Below are 24,833 nucleotides of genomic sequence, written 5' to 3' on the forward strand. Positions count from 1 at the left end.
TAATAATTATGGATACATTTCTAGAAATGTTTCTGGACATCATAAACAGGCCCGAAGGCATTTTACTAATAGTTGTTATAGTATTGGCCTTAGCATTTGACTTTATCAATGGTTTTCACGATGCCGCCAATTCTATAGCAACGATCGTTGTTACTAAAGTGTTAACACCACTGCAGGCAGTTATCTGGGCTGCTTTTTTTAATTTTATGGCCTATTTTGTTTCCTTATATGTGATCGGGGAATTTAAAATTGGAAATACGATTGCCAAAACAGTTAATGAAGATTTTATTACTTTAGAAGTAATTTTAGCGGGATTAATTGCCGCTATCGTATGGAATTTACTGACTTGGAAGTTAGGAATCCCGTCGTCGTCGTCACATACCTTAGTTGGAGGTTTTATGGGAGCGGCTCTTGCCCATGCAGGTAGTTTTGAGAATGTTGTTAACTATGCTAAAGTTATTCCGATCTTCCTATTTATTTTCTTAGCTCCGGTTATAGGACTTTTAATTGCCCACATATTGACTGTCATAATCTTGCACTTGTGTAAGCATGCAAGTCCCGCGCGTGCAGAAAAATGGTTTAAAAAACTACAATTGGTTTCGTCGGCTTTGTTTAGTTTAGGACATGGTATGAACGACGCGCAAAAAGTAATGGGTATTATTGGAGCCGCAGTTATTTTTTACCATTTAAATGTAGATATGGATCCGCAGTATATTTACAATACTGGAGATAATTTCTCTTTATTTGTAGATCATTGGTGGTGGGTTCCTTTGGCTTCATTCCTGTTTATTGGTTTAGGAACGCTTAGCGGTGGTTGGAAAATAATCAAAACCATGGGAACTAAGATTACTAAAGTTACGCCATTAGAAGGAGTAGCTTCAGAAACAGCTGGAGCAATCACACTATATCTAACAGAATTTTTAGGAATTCCGGTTTCAACAACACATACCATAACCGGAGCCATTATAGGAGTTGGAGTTACCAAAAGAGTTTCTGCAGTGAGATGGGGTGTAACAATTAGTCTTTTATGGGCGTGGATTCTTACAATACCGGTATCTGCTGTGTTGGCCACTTTAGTTTATTATATTGTGACTCTGTTTTAAAGTGATATAAATCAAATTTTCTCCTTTAAATATTTTCCAGTTACTGAGTCTTTGCTCTTTATTAACTCTTCAGGTGTACCAGCAGCTACTAATTTTCCACCACGTTCGCCTCCTTCTGGTCCCAAATCGATAACATAATCAGCGCATTTAATCAACTCAAGATTATGTTCAACGACAATAATGGAATGTCCTAAGTCAATTAAAGCCTGAAAGGATTTCAATAGTTTTTTGATGTCATGAAAATGTAAACCAGTGGTTGGTTCATCAAAAATGAATAGCGTATTATCACTTTTAGAGCCCTTGCCTAAAAAAGTGGCCAGTTTAATTCGCTGTGCTTCACCTCCAGAAAGTGTAGAAGAGCTTTGACCTAAAGTCACATAGCCCAATCCAACATCTTGTAATGGCTGTAGTTTATTTTGAATTTTTGTCTGTTGATGTTTATCAAAAAAAGCAATGGCATCGTCAATGGTCATTGTAAGGATATCGTCAATATTTTTTCCTTCAAAGGTCACTTCCAAAACTTCCTTTTTAAAGCGTTTGCCGTTACAAGTTTCACAGGTTAAGTGAACATCGGCCATAAACTGCATTTCAATGGTCACTTCGCCATCACCTTGACATGTTTCGCAACGCCCACCGTCGACATTAAAACTGAAATGTTTAGCTTGATAATTTCTTATTTTACTTAACTTCTGATTGGCAAACAATGCCCTAATGTCGTCATAAGCTTTGACATAAGTCACAGGGTTTGAGCGCGAAGAACGCCCAATTGGATTTTGATCTACAAACTCGATATGTTTAATGTTCTTAAAGTTTCCTTTAAGTGCGCTAAATTGCCCAGCTTTATCTCCAAGTCCGGTCAAATGTTTTTGTAAGGCCGGATACAAGATTTTTTTGATCAATGTACTTTTTCCACTTCCTGAAACACCAGTAACAACCGTTAACATTTCTAAAGGAAACGTGACATCAATATTCTGTAAATTGTGTTCTCGCGCACCAATTATTTCGATTTGATATTTTGAGGTACGACGTGTTTTTGGAACTTCAATCCTCAGCTTATTGCTTAAATATTGTCCTGTTAATGAGTTGGCATTTAATATGTCATCATAAGTTCCGATGGCAACAACTTCACCGCCTAACGTCCCAGCTTCAGGTCCAATATCAATAATTTCGTCAGAAGCCCGCATAATGTCCTCATCGTGCTCAACGACGATAACCGTATTGCCAAGATCGCGCAAGGCTTTAAGGACTACAATGAGTTTTTCGGTATCTTTTGGGTGCAATCCAATACTTGGTTCATCAAGGATATACATAGAACCTACTAAGCTACTGCCCAAAGAAGTTGCCAAATTAATGCGTTGACTTTCACCACCAGATAAGGTATTTGATTTTCTGTTCAATGTCAAATAATCAAGACCTACATTGAACAAGAAAGACAATCTGTTCGTGATTTCTTTCAACAGTCGTTTCGCAATCGTAGCATCATTATCATTAAGTTCCAGTTGATTAAAAAACAATGCTAGTTTCCCCAAAGGCATAGTGACCAAATCGGTAATTGTAGCATTTCCAACTTTTACGTAATTAGCTTCAGGTCGCAGACGTTTGCCATGGCAGGAGCTGCATTTTGTTTTTCCTCGATAGCGGGATAACATCACACGATTCTGGATTTTATAAGCTTTTGACTCCAATTCGGCAAAGAAGTCGTTCAAGCCTTCAAAATATTGATTGCCATCCCAAATGAGTTGTTTTTGATCATCCGTCAACTGAAAATAAGGTTTGTGAATCGGAAAATCAAACTTATGCGAGTTGTTGACCAATTGATCCCTAAACCAGCTCATGCTTTCGCCACGCCAAGGGAAAATGGCGTTTTCATAAACAGAAAGTGAGGTATCCGGAATAACAAGTTCTTCGTCAATTCCGATAACATCACCATATCCTTCACATTTTGGACAGGCACCATAAGGATTGTTAAAACTGAACAAATGTATATTGGGTTCTAAAAAGGTCAAACCATCCATTTCAAATTTATTATTGAAAACGGTTTGTTTTTGGTCCGAAAGCGATTCGATGATAACTTCACCTTTGCCTTCAAAAAAGGAGGTTTCTATAGCGTCGGCCAATCGGTTAAAAAAATCATCTTCGTGCTTAACGACAATTCTATCGACCACTAAATAAACACCTTTTTCAATATTAATTTCAAGGGCATCTTCAATACGAAGCACTTCATTTTTATATTGAACTCGCGCATAGCCTTGTTGCTGTAGAACTTTTAGTTTGTTTTCCATTGTTCGACCTTCCTCCAAAACAATAGGAGCGAGGAGAAGCAACTTTTCATTAGCTTCAAACGATTTTATAAAGTCAAGAACATCTGCCGTGGTGTGTTTTTTAACCAAATTTCCAGAAATAGGCGAGTAGGTTTTTCCAATTCTGGCAAAAAGGAGTTTTAAATAATCGTAGATTTCTGTGGTTGTTCCTACTGTCGATCTTGGATTGGTTGAGTTGACTTTTTGTTCAATGGCTATTGCTGGTGCAATTCCTTTAATATAATCTACTTTTGGTTTGTTGAGCCGTCCTAAAAACTGACGTGCATAACTGGACAAACTTTCTACATAGCGTCTTTGCCCTTCGGCATATAAAGTGTCGAAGGCTAAACTTGATTTTCCAGAACCAGATAATCCTGTGATGACCACTAGTTTATTGCGAGGAATCACCACATCCATGTTTTTTAGATTGTGGAGATTTGCGCCTTTAATAATAATATTTTGCTTTGGATTTACTTCGGAAAGGTTAACATTCATGGTCATTATAGCGTATAGAAATGCAAAGATACTATAACTAAAGCGGTAGTGAAAAAAACTTATTGTGCAATAAAATGTTAAAATTTAGGTTCGATTTTTGCTTAATTGGAATGTTTGTTGTTATATTTGACCCCAATACTTAAAACACATTTGCCTATACCATAATATTACTTTATAAAGATTAACCCCAAGCGAGAATTTACATCCTCGCATTAAAGTAATAATTATGGATCAGAAACTCATCACGGACGCTGTGTTAGTGCACAATTATATCAAAGGAGATGAAAGTGCTCTTTCTGAATTGATTGTTAGGCACAAACAAAAAATCTACAGTTTTATTTATTCAAAAGTTTACGATAAAGATCTCACCGAAGATATTTTTCAAGATACTTTTATTAAAGTCATTCGTACTCTAAAACTAGGAAAATATAATGAAGAAGGTAAGTTTTTACCTTGGGTGATGCGTATATCACACAATCTCATCATAGATCATTTCAGAAAAAATAAGCGTATGCCAAAGTTTGACAATACGGGTGAATTCAGTATTTTTTCAGTACTCAGCGACTCATCCTTAGATGTTGAAAAAGGAATGATTAAGGAGCAAATTGAAGCGGATTTAAGACGACTGATTGAAGAATTGCCCGACGATCAAAAGGATGTTCTGATTATGCGGATGTACAATGACATGAGTTTTAAGGAAATTTCGGATAAAACCGGTGTCAGTATCAACACTGCTTTAGGAAGAATGCGCTATGCTTTGATCAATTTGAGAAAGGTGATAGACCAAAAAAATATAATTTTGACAAATTGATGTACTAAATTAAATTTTGTTGCGTTACTAGGATATAATTAATTTTAAACTCCTAATAATGGCAAAACTCTACTCTAAATTTTCCCAAAAAAACAACGAGCTTACCCCAAAGGAAGAAACCGTTAATTTTCTTCTTAATTATTCAAAAGCTTTAAAGATAATCAATTGTGATAAAATGAAGTTTGAAACACTTCTAAATTAAAATTAAAAATCCCGATAGCCAAGGTTATCGGGATTTTTAATTCCTACAAAGGCAGGCACTCTGTGTGTTTAGGATTATTTTTTATTCTTATAATATTCTTTGAGTACACTGGCACGGCCAATAGTTTTCGTAATGATGTCTTTATCTAAATCCCATCCTCTGGCAGGAGAGTATTCTCGTCCGTACCAGATCATTTGTAAATGCAAATCGTTCCAGGTATTTTCTGGAAAAAGACGTTTGGCATCTCGTTCGGTTTGAACAACACTTTTTCCATTGCTCAAATTCCAACGGTACATTAGTCTATGAATATGTGTATCTACAGGAAAAGCAGGAATCCCAAATGCTTGCGATAAAACTACGCCTGCTGTTTTATGTCCAACAGCCGGTAATTCTTCAAGTTCTTCATAAGTTTGGGGAACTTGCCCATTGTGTTTATCAATTAAAATATGCGATAAACCATGAATGCCTTTGCTTTTCATTGGAGATAAGCCTACAGGTCTAATAATATCCCTAATTTCATCAACAGTGAGCTTAATCATATCATAAGGATTATCTGCTTTTGCAAAAAGAAGTGGTGTAATTTGATTGACGCGCACGTCTGTACATTGCGCCGACATCAAAACAGCAATCAAAAGTGTGTAAGGATCTTTATGGTCTAGAGGTACAGGAATTGTTGGATAAAGTTCCTTTAACGTATTTATAACGAAATCTACCTTTTCTTGTTTGGTCATATGTTGTATTTTTACAAATATCAAATTTAAAAGAGTTATGACCAAATTAAAAGCCGGAGACAAGGCACCAGACTTTTCAGCAAAGGACGAACAAGGAAATATAATTTCATTGTCAGATTATAAAGGAAAAAAATTAGTGGTATTTTTCTATCCAAAGGCGAGCACGCCAACCTGCACCACCGAAGCATGTAATTTGAGGGATAATTATGAAGTGCTAAAAGATAAAGGCTATGCGATATTGGGGGTTAGTGCCGATAGTGCAAAGCGACAATTAAATTTTAAAAACAAACATGATTTCCCATATCCGTTATTGGCAGATGAAGATAAAGAAGTGATTAAGGCTTTTGGCGTATGGGGCGAAAAGAAATTTATGGGCCGCACTTTTGATGGTATTCATCGTGTCACGTTTGTAATTGATGAAAATGGAATTATTGAAAAAATCATCGATAAAGTCAAAGCAAAAGAGCATACCCATCAGATTTTAGATTAGAAGATGCAAATACCATATGATTTATCGATCAGATAAATGAAAAGCGACTCAGTAAATAATCATTCTACTGAGTCGCCTTTATCTTAGATTGGTTTTACAGAATTTCAGACTACCACATATCGCTAACCTCTTGCTTGATGTATGAAAGTGCCGTATCACTTGGCGGACGTTTGTTGATGACTTCAGTTAAAACAACTTCTCTCAATTTGTTCGCAGAATCTGTGGTTTCCAATTTACTTGCTTTTCTGATGAGCTGGATCGTGGCATTTTTTGCGGCACATATAATGTTCCAACAATCGTCGGTTATATAGATTTGTTGTGATAAATTATGTTCAAATTCCTGTTCAATATTTGCTACAAGTAACTCTTCGTAACTTTCTTTATCAGAAGATGTTGGTCTTACTCTTGTGATTAGTTTTGAAGGCGAAATTCGCTCTAAAAAAATTGCCATGCGCTCATAAGCTTGTAAACGTAGAGGCATTGCATTAACTTGCATATCCTTTTTAAGTAGAAAACGTCGTCGTCCATCTTCATTTTTAGTATGTTCTTTAAAAAAATAATAAGCTATAAGTCCAGTAATCAATGCAGGAACTGCAAAAAGTAAGGCTTCAATTAGTTTTGGTACTAAATCCATAACGGGTTAAATATTTTCTCAAACATAAGATGTTTTTTTTAAAATTTCCATAAGAATTTAAAAAAACAGAGATTTAAGGATTTTCGAGTGGGCTGTGTGGATTTCAGTTACAAATGTTTTTATTGAGGTACTAAAAAGCATCCCAATTGCATATCTTTATCTTATGACGAAATCTTTAAGGATCACATCCATTACTTTGCTGGTGCTACTAGGGCTGGGTATTGTTGGGTATTTTGTAGCTGAGGCTCTCATAACCTCAAAGCTCGAAAATTTTTTCAATACCAAACTCCCTGAAACAATCCGTGTGGATTATAAGTCGATTGATGTCAATATTTTACGTGGAAGTGTCGTTATGGTACAACCTAAAATCTTGAACAAAAGTGGTCGTACAAAAGCCAATGTCAAAATTGAATTGGACTCCTTGATGGTTGATGGCTTTGGGTATTGGAATTATCTCATAAATAACAGGATACATGTGGAAAGCGTCCAATTAAGACGCCCAAAAGTACATTATAACCACGATGCCGTCGTTCATGAAAATTATCACAAAAACTCAAATCTGGATCTGCTGAAACAGGAAATTAAAGTAGATCAATTCAATATCCAAAACGGAACGCTCAGTATTCGGGATATTGAAACAGATTCCACAATGTTGTATACAAAAGCGGTAACGGTCAATATTATGGGGATAGTCTTGGATGGTGCTTCGGTCAAAAATCACATACCGTTTAAGTATGGAGATTATTCTATTTCTTTCAATGGTTTGTTTTATAATATGGGCGATTATGAGCGTCTGACTATTAACTCCGCACAGATATCCCCAGATAAAGCACAGTTTGACACGTTGAAAATATTCACTAAATACTCCAAGGCAAAGCTCAATCAAATCATCTCAACGGAGCGTGATCATTTTGATGTAACCATTCCTTCATTGGTAATGGAGCATCAAAAATTCGGATATGGGAAAGATTCCCTTTTTTATTTTAACAGTCCAAAAGTCATTTTGCAAGATCCTGAAATGTATATTTATAGAAATAAGTTAATTAGGGACGACCTGACGCATAAACACCTGTATAGTAAGATACTAAGAGATATTAAGTTTGACTTGACTTTAAGTGAAGTAATTCTTAAAAATGCCACGATTGTTTATTCTGAAAAAGTCAACGCTGATATGCAAGCGGGGAAACTTTCATTTACAAATATGAATGCCAACATCAAAAACATCAGTAATACGTATGGTGCCGATCAAAAAACCAGCTTGAATATTGATGCTGTTTTTATGGCAAAAACGCCTATTAAAGTTCTTTGGGAATTTGATGTCAATGACGTCAACGATGCGTTTGTGTTCAAAACAGAGATTGGTAAACTCCCATCACCAGATCTAAATCCATTTTCGCAACCCAATTTAAAAGTGCGTTTTGAAGGCGAACTTTTGCAGACTTATGTTACGATTTCAGGAAATAACACTACTTCACATGTAAATATGAGGACCAATTATGAGGATTTTAAAGTGGTTATTTTGGACAAGGAGGGAGAAAAGAAGAATAAAGTTTTGTCGGCCATAGTCAATCTGTTTATCAAAAAAAATAGCGATACAGCGGAGGACGGTTTTAGGGAAAGTTCTAAAGACAGTATAGAGCGTGATAAAACCAAATCCGTTTTTAATTTCTTATGGTTAAACTTAAAGGCCGGTTTGGTTAGTGTTATGACTGGCAACGGAAAGCAATAGGAGGGCCAAGCCCTATCTTCATGGATATACCATTTTATTCAGTTTTTATGCTAGTTTATCAGGTTATGGAATGGTTTTTTGTTCATAATTATTAGCAAAATCCTTCGTTAAAAACAGAAGCATTGGTTAATTTCACATTTTAAAATTTGAAGACGTTTTGGAGAAATATTTAAGTCAGTTAAATGAGGCACAATTAGCGCCAACATTGCAAAAAGACGGCCCTATGATTGTGATTGCAGGTGCTGGTTCAGGGAAAACAAGAGTATTAACCTATAGGATTGCTTATTTGATGAATCAAGGTGTTGATCCGTTTAATATCTTATCCTTGACCTTTACCAATAAGGCGGCCCGCGAAATGAAAGAACGAATCGCTTCGATTGTAGGCACAAGTGAAGCCAAGAATTTATGGATGGGCACATTTCACTCTGTATTTGCAAAAATATTACGTATTGAAGCAGATAAACTAGGGTACCCAAGTAATTTTACTATTTATGATGCCCAAGATTCGCAACGATTGATTGGTGCCATAATCAAAGAAATGGGCCTTGATAAAGATATTTATAAAACCAAACAGATTAGTTCCAGGATTTCATCTTATAAAAACAGTTTGATTACGGTGAAAGCTTATTATCAGAATCCGGAATTGATTGAAGCTGATACGATGGCCAAACGCCCAAGACTTGGCGATATCTATAAGCACTATGTGGATCGCTGTTTTAAAGCAGGTGCTATGGATTTTGATGATTTATTATTGAAAACCAATGAGTTGCTGACGCGATTTCCAGATGTTTTGGCAAAATACCAAAATCGGTTCCGATATATTTTGGTGGATGAGTATCAGGATACCAACCACTCGCAATACTTGATTGTTAGGGCTTTGTCGGATCGTTTTCAGAATATTTGTGTGGTAGGGGATGATGCCCAGAGTATTTATGCTTTTAGAGGTGCCAATATCAACAATATTTTGAATTTTCAGAAAGATTATGATGATGTGAAGATCTTCCGTTTGGAACAAAATTATAGATCTACAAAAAACATTGTCAATGCTGCCAATTCGGTCATTGATAAAAACCAGACCAAACTCGAAAAAGTGGTTTGGACAGCTAATGATGAAGGTTCTAAAATTAAAGTCCATCGATTGATGACCGATGGCGACGAAGGCCGTTTTGTGGCAAGTTCTATTTTTGAGAATAAAATGGAACACCAATTGATGAACAGTGATTTTGCTATCCTTTACCGTACCAATGCACAATCGCGTGCTATGGAAGATGCGTTGAGAAAGCGTGGTATTCCTTATAGAATATACGGCGGACAATCGTTTTATCAACGAAAGGAAATTAAAGACGTACTTTCTTATTTGCGATTGATTATCAATCCTGCTGATGAAGAAGCATTGAAGCGTGTCATCAATTTTCCGGGGCGTGGCATTGGTCAAACCACCATAGATCGGTTGGTTGTTGCGGCAAATGGCTATAACCGTTCTATTTTTGAAGTGATGCAACATATAGCCAAAATTGATATCAACATCAATTCAGGAACAAAAAGCAAACTTCTTGATTTTGTGACCATGATTGAAAGTTTCCAGGTGATGAACCAAACTGCAAATGCTTTTGAACTGGCCGACCATGTGACCAAAGTGACCGGACTAATCAAGGAATTCAGGAACGATGGCACACCCGAAGGTATTGCCAGAATGGAAAACGTTGAGGAGCTTCTTAACGGAATCAAGGATTTTGTAGAAGGTCAAGAAGAACTTGCTGATGCTACCGGTGCTTTAACTGAATTTTTGGAAGATGTCGCATTGGCCACCGATTTGGATGCGGATAAAGGCGATGCCGATCATGTGGCTTTAATGACCATTCACTTGGCAAAAGGATTGGAGTTTCCGTATGTATATATTGTTGGTATGGAGGAAGATCTGTTTCCAAGTGGCATGAGCATGAATACCAGAAGTGAACTGGAGGAGGAGCGCCGTCTGTTTTATGTGGCCTTGACACGGGCAGAAAAACAAGCCTATTTAACCTACACAATGTCGCGTTATCGCTGGGGAAAACTGATTGATGCAGAACCAAGTCGTTTTATTGAAGAAATAGATGAGAATTTCTTGGAAATCATGACGCCAATGGATGATAAACGGTTTAATCCAATGCTTTCTCCAGATATTTTTGGAGATATTCCACCGGATCAAATCCGGTTTAAAAAAGCAATCAAGAGAAAATCAGAAGAAAAACCGCCCAAATTTATTCCGCCAGCGAAACTGAAACCCATAGGTAAATCAATTGGAAGTCCTAATGTTAATTTATTTGATGGCAAATTGACCGTTGGAAATGTTGTAGAACACATGCGTTTTGGAAAAGGTGAAGTTTTGAAAATTGAAGGAGCAGGAGCAGATACTAAAGCTGAAATTAATTTTCAGCATGGCGGTATCAAAAAATTATTACTCCGTTTTGCTAAATTGGATGTTTTGGGATAGGTTAGTTAATCATATAACTTATGTTGTCTTTATCATATCTAACTCAATAATATGCAACAATTACAGTAGTATAAAAAAATATTAATTAGATTGAAAATCTTATAAAAAGATAAAAATATGGCTGAGTTTGTAAAAATATATGAAGAGAATCCGAATGCTAGAGAGATAAAACGAGTCATTGACGTTCTTAAAGACGGCGGATTGATCATTTATCCGACAGATACCGTTTATGGTTTAGGTTGTGATATCAACAATATCAAAGCCTTGGAGCGTGTGGCGCAAATAAAAGGGGTGAAATTGGATAAAGCTAATTTTTCGTTTGTATGTAGTGATTTGAGTAATTTAAGTGACTATGTCAAACAGATCAATACCAGTACTTTTAAAATTTTAAAACGCGCTTTGCCAGGGCCTTACACTTTTATTCTCCCTGGAGCAAAAACGCTTCCACATCCCTTCAAAAAGAAAAAAACAGTAGGGATCAGAGTTCCAAATAATAACATTGCCTTAGAAATTGTACGCCAATTAGGCCGACCAATTATTTCGACATCTATTAGAGATGAAGATGAAATTATTGAATACACCACAGATCCCGAATTGATTTTAGAAAAATGGGACAATCTCGTCGATTTGGTCATTGACGGTGGTTATGGTGATAATTTAGCCTCAACCATAATAGATTTATCCGAAGACGAACCCATTATTGTTAGGGAAGGCAAAGGTAGTTTGGAAATTTTTTAGTCGGCTTTTTGTTGTTGTTTAAAAAACAATTGTGAAATAGGAATCAACATCAAGCCGGCAATCATAAAAATTACAAAAGCCACTTGTAAATTAAAAGCGTGGGCTATATAACCAATTAGTGGTGGGCCAACTAGCATTCCTACAATCGAATAGGTCGCCACAATAGAAATGGCCATTCCCGGAGAGTATTTCTTGGAAGTTCCTGCCAACATAAACGTCATTGGAAAAATGGCTGCAACACCAATTCCGGTAATGCTTAATCCTATAATACAAGGCCAGAAATAAGGAAATAAAATCAAAATTAAAATACCAAGGGTAATCAATGATGAACTAATAATATAGAGGCGTTTCATGCCAATATTATCGATCAAACGATCTGAAAAGAAGCGGGAAAGTGCCATGAATACCATAAAGATAAGATAGCCCAAAGTGAATAGTTCTGCTTTAACAACGTCCTTAAAATAAACGCCACTCCAATCAAAAATACCGCCTTCGCAAACCGCTGCAAAAAAAACTAGAATTCCTAAGAGCATGATGGACTTATCGGGTTTGCCTAAAATTAATTTATTGCCATGTGGTGATTTGTCGTTTTTAAGTAAAAAAGGATAAGCACCCAAAGTCAAAATCATAGAAACTATGGCTACCATCAACGTATGTGCGTACATTGACACGTCCATTTTCACCATTAATGTAGAAAACCCGACGCCAAGAAGCCCTCCAACACTCCAAATACCATGAAACGAACCCACAATATTTTTGACAAAACTCTTCTGAACACTTATAGATTGTGTGTTGATGCTGATATTGAGAATTCTCATAAAAAAAGAAAACAAGAAAACAGCAATCGCTAACATCAAGATAGACTGTGATATTCCAATTAGAGCGAGTGCAAAGTTGAAAATTACAAAAGAAATAATCATGGGCTTACGACTATCAAATTTTGAAACCAACCATCCTGAAATAGGTAAACCTATTAACGAACTCACCGGTAAAATCATCAATAAATTACCCAGTTCGGCATCATTAAAGTCGTAAAGAGATTTGATCGTAGGAATGCGCGAAGCCCATGTGGCAAAGCAAAATCCAGAAGCTAAAAAGAACATACTTAGAGCAATCCGTTGCTTTTGATTTTCCTTCATATATTTATGATTTGAGCGCGCAAATATCTGTCCTAAATTCTGATTATAGAAATATTTTGGAGTTTATTTATTCAGTGCAAGTTTATAAATTTGTCATCAAAATTTTTCTTCTATAGGTTCTTTTACGAACTATTTCATAAAATTACAGTTGACCCAATTGCACAACAAATCTTATGCATTAGTTTGACTTAAAAATTGTATTTGCGATATAAATTCTAGTTATTGAGTGCCCAGGACTTTTTATTTAACCCTATTTTTAAAATCTAAAACTTAGACTATGAAAAATTTTTTAAGAGCACTTGCTGCAGGATGGGGAGCTAAAAAGATTGGTGGAGGTAGATGTGGTTGTATTGGTACGATCATCTTATTTATTATTATCTATATTTTGCTTGGCCCGGTATTTAAATTGATTTAGTTTAAATATTAATCTTTAGCTAAAATATTTCAAATGGTTTCTATTCGTTAATTAATGTTTGTAATTTACAATGATTTGAGCATATATTGTCATTGGATTTTTGTGCAGATCAAAACAATTTTTTGATTTTTATGGTCTGTAGTAAAAAATAAATAGTGGTCGCCACCATCTTTGATTTTAAAGCTCTTGCGAATGTTTTCAACACTTTCGGGGAAATTCCGTATTGTTATATTGGCCTTATTTAAGCCAAGTTTTTTGATTTGTTTCTTATTATAAGGTATGCTGTCTATAATTTTAAAGCGTCTTCCTGGAAATTCAATCAGCATCTCACTGGTGTATAAATGTGAGTGTTTGTGAAGTTTATAAACATTGAATGCTTTAATCAACACGTTAAATCCACCAGATTTTAAAACTGCAGAATTCGGTTCGTATAAATAGGTAAGTGGTTCACTGTAAGACGGCTCAATTAATGATTCATCAGCGATAAGAAATTCAAATCGTTCGGATGATCTAGATTTTAGATTTATTGTTTTGATGGTGATCGGCCCTGAAAAACCGTGTTTTAAAATCCATAGTAATTCTTTAACCTCATTATTTACAGCTACAATATGAATTGCTTTTATATATTCCAATTCATTAATTCCTATAGTAATATCTAAGAGAGGTGACGTTTTGATCAACATGTTTTTTGATCGTGACCACAATAAATCTAAGTGTTGCGGAATATTTGGCAAGCAATCCTTTAAGAAAAACACTTTTCCTTTGCTTTCATGACGACGAGAAGGGTCTACATAAATCCAATCGTAATTTTCGGAAGAGTTTTGAAGATATGTTAGGCCGTCATTTGCCATACAATCAATATTATCAGTTTTTAAAACATTAAAATTATGACTTGCTATTTGACTCAAAACCGGATTCATTTCGCAATGAACAACATGTTGAAATGTTCTTGCAAAATAAAACGAATCTACTCCAAAACCTCCCGTGAGATCAATAAGTGATGTGCCATTTATTAACTTCGATTTATATGCAGCGGTCAATTCGGAAGAAGTTTGTTCTATATTAAGTTTGTTGGGATAATAAATGTTTGATTGTTGAAACCAACTGGGCAATTTTTTTTCGCATTTGTTTTTAGCTTCAATTTGTTCAACCACATCTACAGCAGTAATTTCACTAAACGGAATGCCTTTTAAAATCAATGCCGAAACATCTGATTTGAGATGTTCATTAATAAAATCTTGAACTTTGGAATCTAAAATATCGGGATTCATTAACTATTATTTATTCAGAGATTGCACTGTTGTCCTTAATTTTCAAAAACATATTTAATGATATTTGCACCCATTTTCAATGCTTTTTCCCTAACCTCAAAAGGATCGTTATGCACTTCTTCATCTTCCCAACCATTCCCTAAATCACTTTCATAAGTAAATAAAAGGATCAATCTATCTTGTTCAAAAAGTCCAAAAGCCTGTGGTCTTTTTCCATCATGCTCATGAATTTTAGGTAGCCCTTCGGGTAAATTAAAAGCGGAACTGAAAATGGGATGCGTTTTTGGCAATTCGACCAAGTCCTTATTTGGAAATACCTTTTTGAGCTCTTTTACCAAAAAAGGTTCCATGCCATAATTATCATCAATGTGTAAAAACCCTCCCGAAAAGAGATAATTTCTTAGGTTCTCACTATCGTTTTCATCAAAAAAGACATTGCCATGTCCGGTCATATGAATAAAAGGATATTGAAAAATATCCGGGCTATCGGGTTCTACTGTATCTGGTTTTACGCTTATTTTGGTGTTGATGTTGGTATTGCAATAAGCAATCAAATTGGGTAACGAGGTTGGATTAGCATACCAATCGCCACCACCTTTATACTTTAAAACAGCAATTTCCTGTGCAAAAGATGGTACAGTATAGCCGATGGCAAATACCAAAAAAAGCATACTTAGCTTTGATGTTTTTAATTGGAACCTCATGTTTCAAAAGTATAAATAATATTTTAACGTATGTATAAAAGCCAAGATACTAATCGTTTTTAAAATAATTGATTGGCTGTGATCAATCTTAAATAAAATAAATTATTAAAAATATTTAATGAATTTATTTAACTCATTTACATTAATTTAATAACAGCAACTTAAAGTAATTATTCATTACAAAAAACAATGCTGTGGCATGCCACTATTGCCGCAGTTTCTGTTCGTAATCGTGTATTTCCCAAAGTGACTGGTTTGAAACCTGATGCCATGGCCAAGCTAATTTCTTCAGAGCTAAAATCTCCTTCAGGACCAATTAAAATAAGAATATCTGTTTGTGGTTGTAAAGCATTTTTTAAAGATGTGCGTTCAGTTTCTTCACAATGCGCAATAAATTTTTGTCCACTAAATGGTTTTGATATAAAATTTTTAAAAGCAATGGCATCATTTAATTGGGGCATATAATAATGCAAAGACTGCTTCATTGCAGATTGTATGATTTTTTCAAACCGATCATTTTTGATGACCTTTCGTTCACTGTGATCGCAAATAATGGGAGTAATGGTATCAATGCCAATTTCTGTTGCTTTTTCCAAAAACCATTCGTAACGATCATTCATTTTTGTTGGTGCAACGGCCAAATGAATTTTATAACCTCGGGAAGTTTGATAGGATTTTGAGAGAATTACAGCATCACAGTTTTTAATATCTGCGGTTGTAATTTCGGCTATAAACAGCCAACCTTTACCATTGGTAATTTCCAGCTGATCGCCACTATTTTTACGAAGTACTTTTACAATATGCCGGCTTTCATCTTTGCTAAATGAAATTTGATTGGTGTTTTGGTCAATATCTGGATTATAAAAAAGTTGCATTAGCGTGGAATTGAAATAAGGTTCTTAAAGTTTTAGTCGTGAAGAAGCTGTCACATCTTGTTGTGCAAAATCGCCATTCAAAAACTTTAAATAACCAACTATGGCAATCATTGCCGCATTATCTGTTGTAAACTCAAATTTAGGAATATAGGTTTTCCAGCCAAATTTTGCTTCGCCATTTTTCAATGCCGTCCTGATACCTGAATTTGCCGAAACGCCTCCGCCAATAGCAATATGATTAATATTGGTTTGTTTTGAAGCGAGTTTCAATTTATCGATCAAAATACCAACAATGGTATATTGGATGGAAGCACAAATATCATTGAGATTTTCTTCAATAAAATTTGGGTTTGTTTTTGTTTCTTTCTGGACAAAATAAAGAATGGCAGTTTTTAGTCCCGAAAAACTAAAATTCAGTCCTTCAACTTTTGGTTTTGTGAATTGAAATGCTTTGGGATTACCAAGCTTGGCGCGCTTGTCAATTTCGGGACCAGCAGGATAACCAAGGCCTAATATTTTACCACTTTTATCAAACGCTTCACCAACGGCGTCATCAATCGTTTCGCCAATAACTTCCATATCAAAATAAGAATTAACTTTTACTATCTGTGTATGGCCACCAGAAATGGTCATTCCCAAAAAAGGAAAAGGAGGTTTGTCAAAGCCGTCCTCATCAATAAAATGTGCTAAGATGTGGGCTTGCATGTGGTTGACATCTATCAGTGGAATATTTAATCCATAAGCCATTGATTTGGCAAAAGAAGTACCAACCAATAATGAACCCATCAGTCCTGGACCACGTGTAAAAGCAATGGCATTCAGTTGCGATTTGTCAACTCCGGCACGATGTAATGCCTGATGTACCACAGGAACAATATTTTGTTGATGCGCTCTAGATGCCAATTCTGGAACAACGCCCCCATAGGCTTCATGAATGCTTTGCCCTGCTACAACATTGCTCAGTATTTTGCCGTTAAGCATCACAGAAGCGGCAGTATCATCGCATGACGACTCAATTGCAAGAATATAAATATTTTGTGTTGCCATTACTCTAAATTAGGCACAATAATTGTTAATTTTGACACCAAAGTTATAACTTTTCAGACGTATCAAAAAACTTTTAAAAATAGCATCTAAAATTGTGGCAATAATTATATTGCTATTCATCATTTTGGTGCTCATTCTTTCCATTCCGCCAGTTCAAACTTTTTTGGGAAAAAAAGTAACGCAACGTATCAATAATGATTTTGGTACCCGAATTTTTATTGATCGCATTGGGCTTCAATTTAATGGTGACGTAGAGCTTAAAGGTATTTATATTGAAGATTTCAAAAAAGACACTTTAATTAGTGCGAAAAAATTGAATACTTCCATTTTAAACTTCAGAAATCTCTATAAAAATAAATTGACCTTTGGAGATATCAATCTTCAAGGATTGACGTTCAATATCCGAACCTATTCTGGTGAAAACCAAACTAATTTGGATATTTTTATAGCTCAGTTTGATGAAGATAATCCGAGGCCAAATAAAAGTGTATTCTTATTGTCTTCAAGTGATGTTTCTATTTATGACAGTACCTTTAGGCTGATTGATGATAATAAGGAAAATCCAAAAATTTTAGAATTTGACCATCTCAATCTAAATGCAACAAACTTTTTGATCAATGGTAATGACATCAGTGCTCGAATAAATACGCTTTCCTTTGTTGATAGTAGAGGTCTGATTGTCAATAATATGACTACGGATTTTGAGTACTCGCTAAATCATATGAGATTTGCTAACCTGTCTATAAAAACACCAAAATCATTTCTTATTGGTGAAGTGACTTTTAAATATACACGCGAAGACATGCAGGACTTTGCAAACAAGGTGGATGTTGTAGCAAATTTTCGGGATTCGGAAGTGACACTCAATGAATTGAATACTTTTTATGATGAATTTGGCATTAAAGATCAGGCGGTTTTTAGTGTTAATCTAAGTGGAAAACTGAACGATCTTAATCTTATTAACCTAAAGCTCAATACCAGTAGCCAGACCAAAGTATATGGCGATATCAATTTTAAAAACTTATTTAATAGTCAGCCAAACACCTTTGAGATGGATGCTAATTTTAGCAATTTGTCTTCCAATTACTACGACTTAAAATCGCTTATGCCTAATGTTTTGGGAGCCTCCATACCCAGTGTATTTTCAAAGTTGGGAAGTTTCAGTATTTCTGGAAATTCAAGGGTTACTTCAACGGATATCGAAGCGACCATAAAAATAAATACCGCTTTAGGACATATTGATTCTGATCTTAATTTGATGAAATTCAATGACATTGATAACGCAAGTTATAAAGGGAATCTGATATTTGAGAATTTTGATCTTGGGCAACTGTTGGAGGATCCAACGATTCAAGAAACAACTTTTGACCTGGATGTTGATGGTAAAGGCTTTACGCTCGAAAATCTTAAAACAGGAATTAAAGGGCACATTGCAACGCTAATTTACAATAATTACAATTATGAAAATATAGATATTTCCGGGCAGTTGGGAAATAAAATATTTAATGGCATAGTGGTTTCAAATGACGAAAACTTCAAATTTAAATTCAACGGTCTGGCCGACATGTCCAAACAGATCAGTTCTTTGGATTTTAAGGCCGAAGTGGAATATGCCAATTTAAAAGCATTGAACTTTGTTCAAAAAGATAGTATTTCCATTTTTAAGGGCGATATAATTATGGCAATGGATGGCTCGGGTATAGATGACGCACGTGGCAAACTCACCTTTAAGAATACCACTTATATTAATGAAAATGATAATTATTATTTTGAAGATTTTGAAGTCACATCAAAATTTAATGACGATGAACGGATTATTGAAATTAATTCTCCAGACATCATTCAAGGACAAATTAGCGGGGTTTTTAAATTTAAGGACATCGGTAAACTAGTTGAAAACTCAATTGGAAGTATTTATACAAATTACACACCACATAAATTTGATAATGAGCAACATATAAATTTTAATTTTACCATATATAATAAGATTGTTGAAGTGGTTTATCATGATCTTGAACTTGGTAAAAATACCTTTATAGAAGGTCGGATAGAAAGTGATCAGCACGGATTTAATGTCACTTTTAATTCGCCTAAAATTAAATTGTTAGATTATTTTGCAGATAATGTTCAGGTGAAAATTGATAATTCAAACCCTCTTTTTAACACATTTATTGAAGTTGATTCCATCAATACCAAGTTTTACAATGTGTCGAAATTTAATCTAATTAACGTTACCGTTAGGGACACACTTTTTATAAAGTCTGAATTTAATGGCGGAAAAAACAATCAAGATTTTTTCGATTTAAGTATGTATTATACCATTAATGAAGACAATAAATCGGTAGTAGGTTTTAAAAAATCTGAAGTAAAGATTAAAGAGAACAATTGGTTTATTAATGAGGAGAAAAACCAACTGAATAAAGTGATCTTTGATAGAGGTTTCAAAGAATTTGATATTTCCGATTTGGCCATTTCTCATGACGACGAAGAAATTCAACTCTCGGGAGTTTTGAGAGATTCTACCTATAAAAATTTAACACTTGATTTTTACGATGTCAACCTTTATAAAATAACACCATCACTCGAAGATATTAGCTTTGGCGGAATCCTTAATGGAACCTTAGACATGTTTCAACAAAATGGCGTGTATGTTCCCAACTCAAATATTTCTGTTGAAAATTTCAAATTCAATGATTATTTATTAGGCGATTTAAAAGCAGATATTATTGGAAACGAATCTCTTACAAACTACTCAGTCGATTTGTTTATACGCAACGATAATTTAAAATCGTTGGACGCCACGGGGAATATTGATCTGAGCAAGACAAGGTCCGGTATCGACCTAGATATTATGTTTAATGAGTTTGATCTGGAGCCGCTCAATGTTTTTGGAGCCGATGTTATTACCAATATTCGAGGTTTGGTATCTGGCGATGTTAAAGTCATCGGTAGTTTGAAAAAGCCACAAATAGAAGGTGATTTAATTCTGGAAAACGCAGGTTTGGCAATTCCGTATTTAAATGTGGATTATGCTTTTGACTTTGATTCTGAAGTGACCTTAAAAGATCAGCGTTTTATATTTAATGATATTGTCATGACCGATTCAGAGTTCTTCTCAAGAGGGACCTTAAACGGGTTTTTGTCACATCATAATTTTTCCGATTGGCGATTAGGTTTAACGATTGACACTGATAGGTTTTTGGTTTTAAATACCGATGATGCTGAAGATGCTCTGTATTATGGTACCGCATTTATGAGAGGTTCAGCAAAAATTAATGGACCAACCGATCAACTTGTTATTGATGTTGACGGTAGCACGGCGCAAGGCACTGTTTTTAAAATTCCTCTAAATGATGTGGAAAGCTTTGGGGATAATTCCTATATCCATTTCTTAACTGCTGAAGAAAAAGCAGCGCGTTTAAAAGGTGAAGTCATAACAGACACCAAAGTTAAAGGGCTGGAACTAAAGTTTGACCTTGACATTAATCAAAATGCCGATATTGAAATTGTAATCGATCGAAACTCAGGAAGTACCATTCAGGGCAGTGGAGAAGGCAACTTGTTGTTTGAGATCAATACCAATGGAAAATTTAAAATGTGGGGTGATTTTTCGGTGTTTAAAGGCATTTACAATTTTGCCTATGGCGGTTTAATTCAAAAAGATCTTATGGTCGAACCTGGCGGCAGTATCATTTGGGAAGGCGATCCATTAAAAGCACAAATCAATCTAAAAGCTATTTATAAAACGGAGGCCAATCCATCGGTTTTATTAGACAATCCGATTAATCGAAGTATTCCTGTGAATGTGGAAATTAATCTGACAGGCGAATTGGAGCAACCCATTCCCGAATTTGTTTTGGCATTCCCGAATGCGACTTCTACTGTGAGATCCGAATTAGAATACCGTTTGGAAACTAAAGAAAGCAGAGAAAACCAGGCTTTATTTTTATTGGCAACCGGATCATTTGCCAGTGAGATAAGTTTGGGCCAACAAGCTTATGGCACCATTGCCGATCGTGTTAACAGTTTGTTTAATGGTTTACTATCTAGTGATGACGACAAGCTTAAACTAGGTATTAATTTTCAGGCAGGTGAGCAAACTCCCGAATATCGAACAGATGATCGGTTGGGCTTGACCTTGAGTACCAAAATTAGCGATAGGGTACTTTTTAATGGCAAAGTTGGTGTACCCATTGGTGGCGTCAATGAAACGGTTTTTGCCGGTGACGCCGAAATTGAATTGTTATTGAATGAAGACGGCACTTTATCTGCCAAGTTTTTTAATAGGGAAAATAATATCCGAAACTTTGGAGAAGAAATTGGATATACACAAGGTATGGGGTTATCGTATAATGTCGAGTTCGACACGTTTCGAGAATTACTTCGTATTATTTTCTCTGGAAAAAATCGAAACAAAAATACTTCACAAGATAAAAACCAAGAGGGTTCAGATAAAAATCCACCGCTTCCCAGCTACATCAAAATGAAGGAAGATACCGACGAAACCGAAAATTGACTTCGCCATTTTTAAGCATTTCCAATAAGTTATTAACTAAAACGATTGAGTTTCTTTTGGAGGCATAAAATAAAATATTTCCTTTCCTTATTATACGATATCTTTAGTAATTTTACTCATTAACAACAAATAAATGTCAGGAAATATTAAAAAAATCGGAGTGATGACCTCTGGAGGCGACGCTCCAGGAATGAATGCTGCCATTCGTTCAGTAGTGAGAACTTGTGCTTATCACAATATTGAATGTATTGGGATTTATAGAGGCTACGAAGGTATTATTGAAGGGGATTTTAAATCGATGAATGCCCGTAGTGTCAAAGGAATTATTAATAAAGGCGGAACGGTTTTGAAATCCGCACGATCTAAGGGATTTAGAACACCAGAAGGCCGAAAAGTAGCTTACGATCAACTTATAAATGCCGGTATTGATGCTCTGGTACTTATTGGTGGTGATGGTACATTTAACGGTGGATTGGTTTTTAATAAAGAATTTGATTTTCCAATTATTGGAATTCCTTGTACGATTGACAATGATATTTATGGAACCACACATACTATTGGGTTTGATACGGCACTAAATACGGTTGTAGAATGCATTGATAAAATCAGAGATACAGCAAGTTCGCATAACCGCTTGTTTTTTGTTGAAGTTATGGGTCGTGACGTTGGCCATATTGCATTAAACGCTGGAGTTGGTGCAGGTGCTGAAGAGATTCTTATTCCTGAAGAAAATTTAGGCCTCGATCGTTTATTGGATTCATTAAATAAGAGTAAACAATCCGGTAAAACCTCAAGTATTGTTGTTGTTGCTGAAGGCGATAAAATTGGGAAAAACGTTTTTGAACTTAAAGATTACGTTGAAGCCACTTTGGACGAATATGATGTAAGGGTTTCTGTTTTAGGCCATATGCAACGTGGTGGTCCACCATCGTGTTTTGACCGAGTTTTGGCCAGTAGAATGGGGGTTAAAGCGGTAGAATCCTTATTGGAAGGAAAAACCAATTATATGGTTGGACTTATCAATGAGCAAATGAATTTGACGCCTATAGAACAAGCAGTCAAAGGAAAATCTAAAATTGACAGAGAATTGCTGCGCGTTGCAGATATCATGTCAACCTAAAGATTACAGATTGTTGATTGCTGATTGTCAGGCATTCAAAAATAAAAATAGTTTTAATAAATAATAATAAAAATAAAATGTCAAATTTGAAATTAGGAATTAACGGCTTTGGAAGAATTGGAAGAATTGTATTTAGAGCCACCTTAAATAAACCAAATGTAGAAATAGTTGCAATCAATGATCTTTTAGATGTAGAGCATTTAGCATATTTACTAAAATACGATTCTGTGCACGGTAGATTTGATGGTACTATTGAAGTAAAAGATGGACATTTAGTCGTTAATGGAAAAACGGTGCGGGTTACTGCCGAAAGAGATCCACGCAATTTAAAATGGGATGAAGTAGGAGCAGATGTGGTAGCCGACTGTACCGGAATTTTTACAACTTTAGAAATGGCACAGCAGCATATTGATGCCGGTGCTAAAAAAGTTGTGATTTCAGCACCAAGTAAAGACGCTCCAATGTTTGTTATGGGCGTTAACCATAAAGAAGCAAAAGCTACCGATACTATTGTATCTAATGCGTCATGTACCACTAACTGTTTAGCTCCAATGGCTAAGGTTATTGATGATAACTTTGGAATTGAAGAAGGCTTGATGACCACGGTTCATGCGGCCACAGCAACTCAATTAACGGTGGATGGTCCTTCAAGAAAAGATTATAGAGGTGGTAGAAGTGTATTGCCTAACATTATTCCATCATCAACAGGTGCGGCCAAAGCAGTTGGAAAAGTAATTCCAAAACTAGATGGGAAGTTAACAGGAATGTCATTTAGAGTACCAACAGCTGATGTTTCGGTAGTGGATTTGACGGTACGCACCGTTAAAGAAACATCTTTGGAAGCCATTAAAAAAGCATTTAAAGATGCTTCAGAAGGCTCTATGAAAGATATCGTAGGTTATACAGATGAAATGGTGGTTTCTCAAGATTTTGTTGGTGAAACAAATACCTGTGTTTTTGATGCCGAGGCTTCAATTGAATTGAATTCAAGATTTTTCAAAATCGTCGGATGGTATGATAACGAATTTGCATATTCAACAAAACTAGTTGAGTTGGCACAACATATCCATTCATTATAAAATTAACCAATAAAATCCGTATAAGTATCTTGTTTTGAGACTTTAAACTTATACGGATTTTTTTATTCATTAAACACATGATTTTAATAGTTGACAGTGGTTCTACAAAATGCGATTGGATTTCAGTGGATCAGGAAGGTAAGCAGATTCAGGAAAGAATACGTACCGGAGGTCTTAATCCAGAAATTCTAAAAGAAAAAAAACTTTACAAAATCATCAGAAAAAGTGATGAGTTAATGAAAAATAAGCGGGAGGTCACCCATATTTATTTTTACGGTGCGGGTTGTGGAACAGAAAGTCCGAGGTTGCTTTTAAAACGTGTGCTTGAAGATATTTTTATCAATGCCAAAGTACAAGTTACAGAAGATACTATGGCAGCCGTAAGAGCGACATTAAATCATGATGATGAAGCTGCAGTGGTTTGTATTTTGGGTACAGGCTCTAATTGCAGTTATTATGATGGAAAACAACTGCATCAACGCATCCAATCTTTGGGCTATACCTTGATGGACGATGCTTCGGGAAATTATTTTGGCAAACAGCTAATTCGCGATTATTATTTCAATCACATGCCCGACGCTATTAAAGTTTCTTTTGGTGACAAATATAATATGAATGCCGATTATATAAAGTATAATTTATATAAGCAACCTAGTCCCAATGCTTATTTAGCGAGTTTTGCTGAATTTATGTTTTTGAATATCGATTCACCATATATTCAAAATATGATAAAGGAAGGTATGCGTATTTTTGTAAAAAACATGATTTTTCAGCATAAAGAAGAAATCAAAACTGTTCCGGTCCATTTTGCGGGTTCCATTGCGTTTTTTGCAAAAGAACAAATTATTGAAATTGCACAGGAAATGGGATTCAAAACCGGCAATTTTGTAAGACGTCCTATTGATGGTCTGGTAGCTTATCATACCAGAACAAGATAAAATTAACTGTTTGAATTAAAAAA

General features: G+C 35.3%; 19 protein-coding genes. 11 read left to right on the forward strand and 8 right to left on the reverse strand.

The window, feature by feature from the left end:
- The first annotated feature begins 8 nt into the window (after nt 1–8).
- Complete coding sequence (locus VNJ50_RS07360; RefSeq protein WP_325580476.1) at nt 9–1,103, forward strand: inorganic phosphate transporter; 1,095 nt, start codon at nt 9–11, stop codon at nt 1,101–1,103.
- Nucleotides 1,104–1,114: 11 nt separating this feature from the next.
- Here the strand turns inward: VNJ50_RS07360 and uvrA are convergent, their stop codons facing one another.
- Nucleotides 1,115–3,898: an excinuclease ABC subunit UvrA gene (gene uvrA / locus VNJ50_RS07365; protein WP_325580478.1), complete on the reverse strand. Its 2,784-nt coding sequence runs from the start codon at nt 3,896–3,898 to the stop codon at nt 1,115–1,117.
- Between the two features lie 226 nt (nt 3,899–4,124).
- Here uvrA and VNJ50_RS07370 point away from each other — a divergent pair, with 226 nt between their 5' ends.
- On the forward strand, nt 4,125–4,709 hold the full coding sequence (locus tag VNJ50_RS07370) for an RNA polymerase sigma factor (protein ID WP_325580481.1): 585 nt from the start codon (nt 4,125–4,127) through the stop codon (nt 4,707–4,709).
- A gap of 276 nt (nt 4,710–4,985) precedes the next feature.
- Here VNJ50_RS07370 and VNJ50_RS07375 read toward each other — a convergent pair whose 3' ends face one another.
- A complete protein-coding gene (locus VNJ50_RS07375; RefSeq protein ID WP_325580483.1) occupies nt 4,986–5,642 on the reverse strand; it encodes an endonuclease III in 657 nt (218 codons plus the stop codon).
- Between the two features lie 37 nt (nt 5,643–5,679).
- Between VNJ50_RS07375 and bcp the strand changes: the two genes are divergently transcribed.
- Nucleotides 5,680–6,132 carry a thioredoxin-dependent thiol peroxidase gene (bcp, locus tag VNJ50_RS07380; RefSeq protein WP_325580485.1) on the forward strand — a complete coding sequence of 151 codons (453 nt, stop codon included), beginning with the start codon at nt 5,680–5,682 and terminating at the stop codon, nt 6,130–6,132.
- A 109-nt stretch (nt 6,133–6,241) separates the two neighbouring features.
- On the opposite strand, the gene VNJ50_RS07385 is transcribed toward bcp, so the two are convergent.
- Nucleotides 6,242–6,766, reverse strand: a complete 525-nt coding sequence (locus VNJ50_RS07385) for a hypothetical protein (protein ID WP_325580487.1) — start codon at nt 6,764–6,766, stop codon at nt 6,242–6,244.
- 163 nt (nt 6,767–6,929) lie between these two features.
- On the opposite strand from VNJ50_RS07385, the gene VNJ50_RS07390 reads away from it, so the two are divergent.
- The 3 genes from VNJ50_RS07390 (at nt 6,930) to VNJ50_RS07400 (ending at nt 11,706) form a co-directional block, all read left to right on the forward strand.
- Nucleotides 6,930–8,495 (forward strand): hypothetical protein, encoded by a 1,566-nt coding sequence (locus VNJ50_RS07390; protein ID WP_325580489.1) that lies wholly within the window; start codon nt 6,930–6,932, stop codon nt 8,493–8,495.
- A 157-nt stretch (nt 8,496–8,652) separates the two neighbouring features.
- Complete coding sequence (locus tag VNJ50_RS07395) at nt 8,653–10,968, forward strand: ATP-dependent helicase (RefSeq protein ID WP_325580491.1); 2,316 nt, start codon at nt 8,653–8,655, stop codon at nt 10,966–10,968.
- A gap of 117 nt (nt 10,969–11,085) precedes the next feature.
- On the forward strand, nt 11,086–11,706 hold the full coding sequence (locus VNJ50_RS07400) for an L-threonylcarbamoyladenylate synthase (RefSeq protein WP_325580493.1): 621 nt from the start codon (nt 11,086–11,088) through the stop codon (nt 11,704–11,706).
- Here VNJ50_RS07400 and VNJ50_RS07405 read toward each other — a convergent pair.
- A complete protein-coding gene (locus tag VNJ50_RS07405; protein WP_325580495.1) occupies nt 11,703–12,845 on the reverse strand; it encodes an MFS transporter in 1,143 nt (380 codons plus the stop codon). The two genes, VNJ50_RS07400 and VNJ50_RS07405, sit on opposite strands and share 4 nt — an antisense overlap.
- Nucleotides 12,846–13,122: 277 nt before the next feature.
- Here VNJ50_RS07405 and VNJ50_RS07410 point away from each other — a divergent pair, with 277 nt between their 5' ends.
- Nucleotides 13,123–13,260, forward strand: a complete 138-nt coding sequence (locus tag VNJ50_RS07410; protein ID WP_325580497.1) for a hypothetical protein — start codon at nt 13,123–13,125, stop codon at nt 13,258–13,260.
- Between the two features lie 89 nt (nt 13,261–13,349).
- On the opposite strand, the gene VNJ50_RS07415 is transcribed toward VNJ50_RS07410, so the two are convergent.
- From VNJ50_RS07415 to tsaD, 4 genes are all read right to left on the reverse strand, one after another.
- Nucleotides 13,350–14,531, reverse strand: coding sequence for a THUMP-like domain-containing protein (locus VNJ50_RS07415; RefSeq protein ID WP_325580499.1), 1,182 nt, complete (start codon nt 14,529–14,531; stop codon nt 13,350–13,352).
- 35 nt (nt 14,532–14,566) lie between these two features.
- Nucleotides 14,567–15,202 carry a DUF4159 domain-containing protein gene (locus tag VNJ50_RS07420; protein ID WP_325580527.1) on the reverse strand — a complete coding sequence of 212 codons (636 nt, stop codon included), beginning with the start codon at nt 15,200–15,202 and terminating at the stop codon, nt 14,567–14,569.
- A 203-nt stretch (nt 15,203–15,405) separates the two neighbouring features.
- A complete protein-coding gene (locus VNJ50_RS07425; protein ID WP_325580501.1) occupies nt 15,406–16,110 on the reverse strand; it encodes a 16S rRNA (uracil(1498)-N(3))-methyltransferase in 705 nt (234 codons plus the stop codon).
- Between the two features lie 24 nt (nt 16,111–16,134).
- Nucleotides 16,135–17,157: a tRNA (adenosine(37)-N6)-threonylcarbamoyltransferase complex transferase subunit TsaD gene (gene tsaD / locus VNJ50_RS07430; RefSeq protein ID WP_325580503.1), complete on the reverse strand. Its 1,023-nt coding sequence runs from the start codon at nt 17,155–17,157 to the stop codon at nt 16,135–16,137.
- A 94-nt stretch (nt 17,158–17,251) separates the two neighbouring features.
- Here tsaD and VNJ50_RS07435 point away from each other — a divergent pair, with 94 nt between their 5' ends.
- The 4 genes from VNJ50_RS07435 (at nt 17,252) to VNJ50_RS07450 (ending at nt 24,810) form a co-directional block, all read left to right on the forward strand.
- A complete protein-coding gene (locus tag VNJ50_RS07435; RefSeq protein ID WP_325580505.1) occupies nt 17,252–21,673 on the forward strand; it encodes a translocation/assembly module TamB domain-containing protein in 4,422 nt (1,473 codons plus the stop codon).
- Nucleotides 21,674–21,806: 133 nt separating this feature from the next.
- Complete coding sequence (pfkA, locus tag VNJ50_RS07440) at nt 21,807–22,793, forward strand: 6-phosphofructokinase (protein WP_325580507.1); 987 nt, start codon at nt 21,807–21,809, stop codon at nt 22,791–22,793.
- A 77-nt stretch (nt 22,794–22,870) separates the two neighbouring features.
- The gene (gap, locus tag VNJ50_RS07445; RefSeq protein ID WP_325580509.1) at nt 22,871–23,872 is read left to right on the forward strand and encodes a type I glyceraldehyde-3-phosphate dehydrogenase; all 1,002 of its coding nucleotides are present in this window, start codon (nt 22,871–22,873) and stop codon (nt 23,870–23,872) included.
- 77 nt (nt 23,873–23,949) lie between these two features.
- On the forward strand, nt 23,950–24,810 hold the full coding sequence (locus VNJ50_RS07450) for an N-acetylglucosamine kinase (protein WP_325580510.1): 861 nt from the start codon (nt 23,950–23,952) through the stop codon (nt 24,808–24,810).
- Nucleotides 24,811–24,833 lie beyond the last annotated feature (23 nt).

This window comes from Gelidibacter sp. (genome assembly GCF_035577925.1).
Taxonomy (GTDB): domain Bacteria; phylum Bacteroidota; class Bacteroidia; order Flavobacteriales; family Flavobacteriaceae; genus Gelidibacter.

What these genes read in the sequence shown, in the direction of transcription:
- VNJ50_RS07375 (WP_325580483.1), bottom strand. Translation starts at nt 5,642, where the DNA reads ATGACCAAACAAGAAAAGGTAGATTTCGTTATAAATACGTTAAAGGAA.
- VNJ50_RS07425 (WP_325580501.1), bottom strand. Translation starts at nt 16,110, where the DNA reads ATGCAACTTTTTTATAATCCAGATATTGACCAAAACACCAATCAAATT.
- VNJ50_RS07390 (WP_325580489.1), top strand. Translation starts at nt 6,930, where the DNA reads ATGACGAAATCTTTAAGGATCACATCCATTACTTTGCTGGTGCTACTA.
- gap (WP_325580509.1), top strand. Translation starts at nt 22,871, where the DNA reads ATGTCAAATTTGAAATTAGGAATTAACGGCTTTGGAAGAATTGGAAGA.
- VNJ50_RS07405 (WP_325580495.1), bottom strand. Translation starts at nt 12,845, where the DNA reads ATGAAGGAAAATCAAAAGCAACGGATTGCTCTAAGTATGTTCTTTTTA.
- VNJ50_RS07450 (WP_325580510.1), top strand. Translation starts at nt 23,950, where the DNA reads ATGATTTTAATAGTTGACAGTGGTTCTACAAAATGCGATTGGATTTCA.
- uvrA (WP_325580478.1), bottom strand. Translation starts at nt 3,898, where the DNA reads ATGAATGTTAACCTTTCCGAAGTAAATCCAAAGCAAAATATTATTATT.
- VNJ50_RS07410 (WP_325580497.1), top strand. Translation starts at nt 13,123, where the DNA reads ATGAAAAATTTTTTAAGAGCACTTGCTGCAGGATGGGGAGCTAAAAAG.
- bcp (WP_325580485.1), top strand. Translation starts at nt 5,680, where the DNA reads ATGACCAAATTAAAAGCCGGAGACAAGGCACCAGACTTTTCAGCAAAG.
- VNJ50_RS07400 (WP_325580493.1), top strand. Translation starts at nt 11,086, where the DNA reads ATGGCTGAGTTTGTAAAAATATATGAAGAGAATCCGAATGCTAGAGAG.
- VNJ50_RS07415 (WP_325580499.1), bottom strand. Translation starts at nt 14,531, where the DNA reads ATGAATCCCGATATTTTAGATTCCAAAGTTCAAGATTTTATTAATGAA.
- VNJ50_RS07385 (WP_325580487.1), bottom strand. Translation starts at nt 6,766, where the DNA reads ATGGATTTAGTACCAAAACTAATTGAAGCCTTACTTTTTGCAGTTCCT.
- VNJ50_RS07370 (WP_325580481.1), top strand. Translation starts at nt 4,125, where the DNA reads ATGGATCAGAAACTCATCACGGACGCTGTGTTAGTGCACAATTATATC.
- tsaD (WP_325580503.1), bottom strand. Translation starts at nt 17,157, where the DNA reads ATGGCAACACAAAATATTTATATTCTTGCAATTGAGTCGTCATGCGAT.
- VNJ50_RS07420 (WP_325580527.1), bottom strand. Translation starts at nt 15,202, where the DNA reads ATGCTTTTTTTGGTATTTGCCATCGGCTATACTGTACCATCTTTTGCA.
- pfkA (WP_325580507.1), top strand. Translation starts at nt 21,807, where the DNA reads ATGTCAGGAAATATTAAAAAAATCGGAGTGATGACCTCTGGAGGCGAC.
- VNJ50_RS07360 (WP_325580476.1), top strand. Translation starts at nt 9, where the DNA reads ATGGATACATTTCTAGAAATGTTTCTGGACATCATAAACAGGCCCGAA.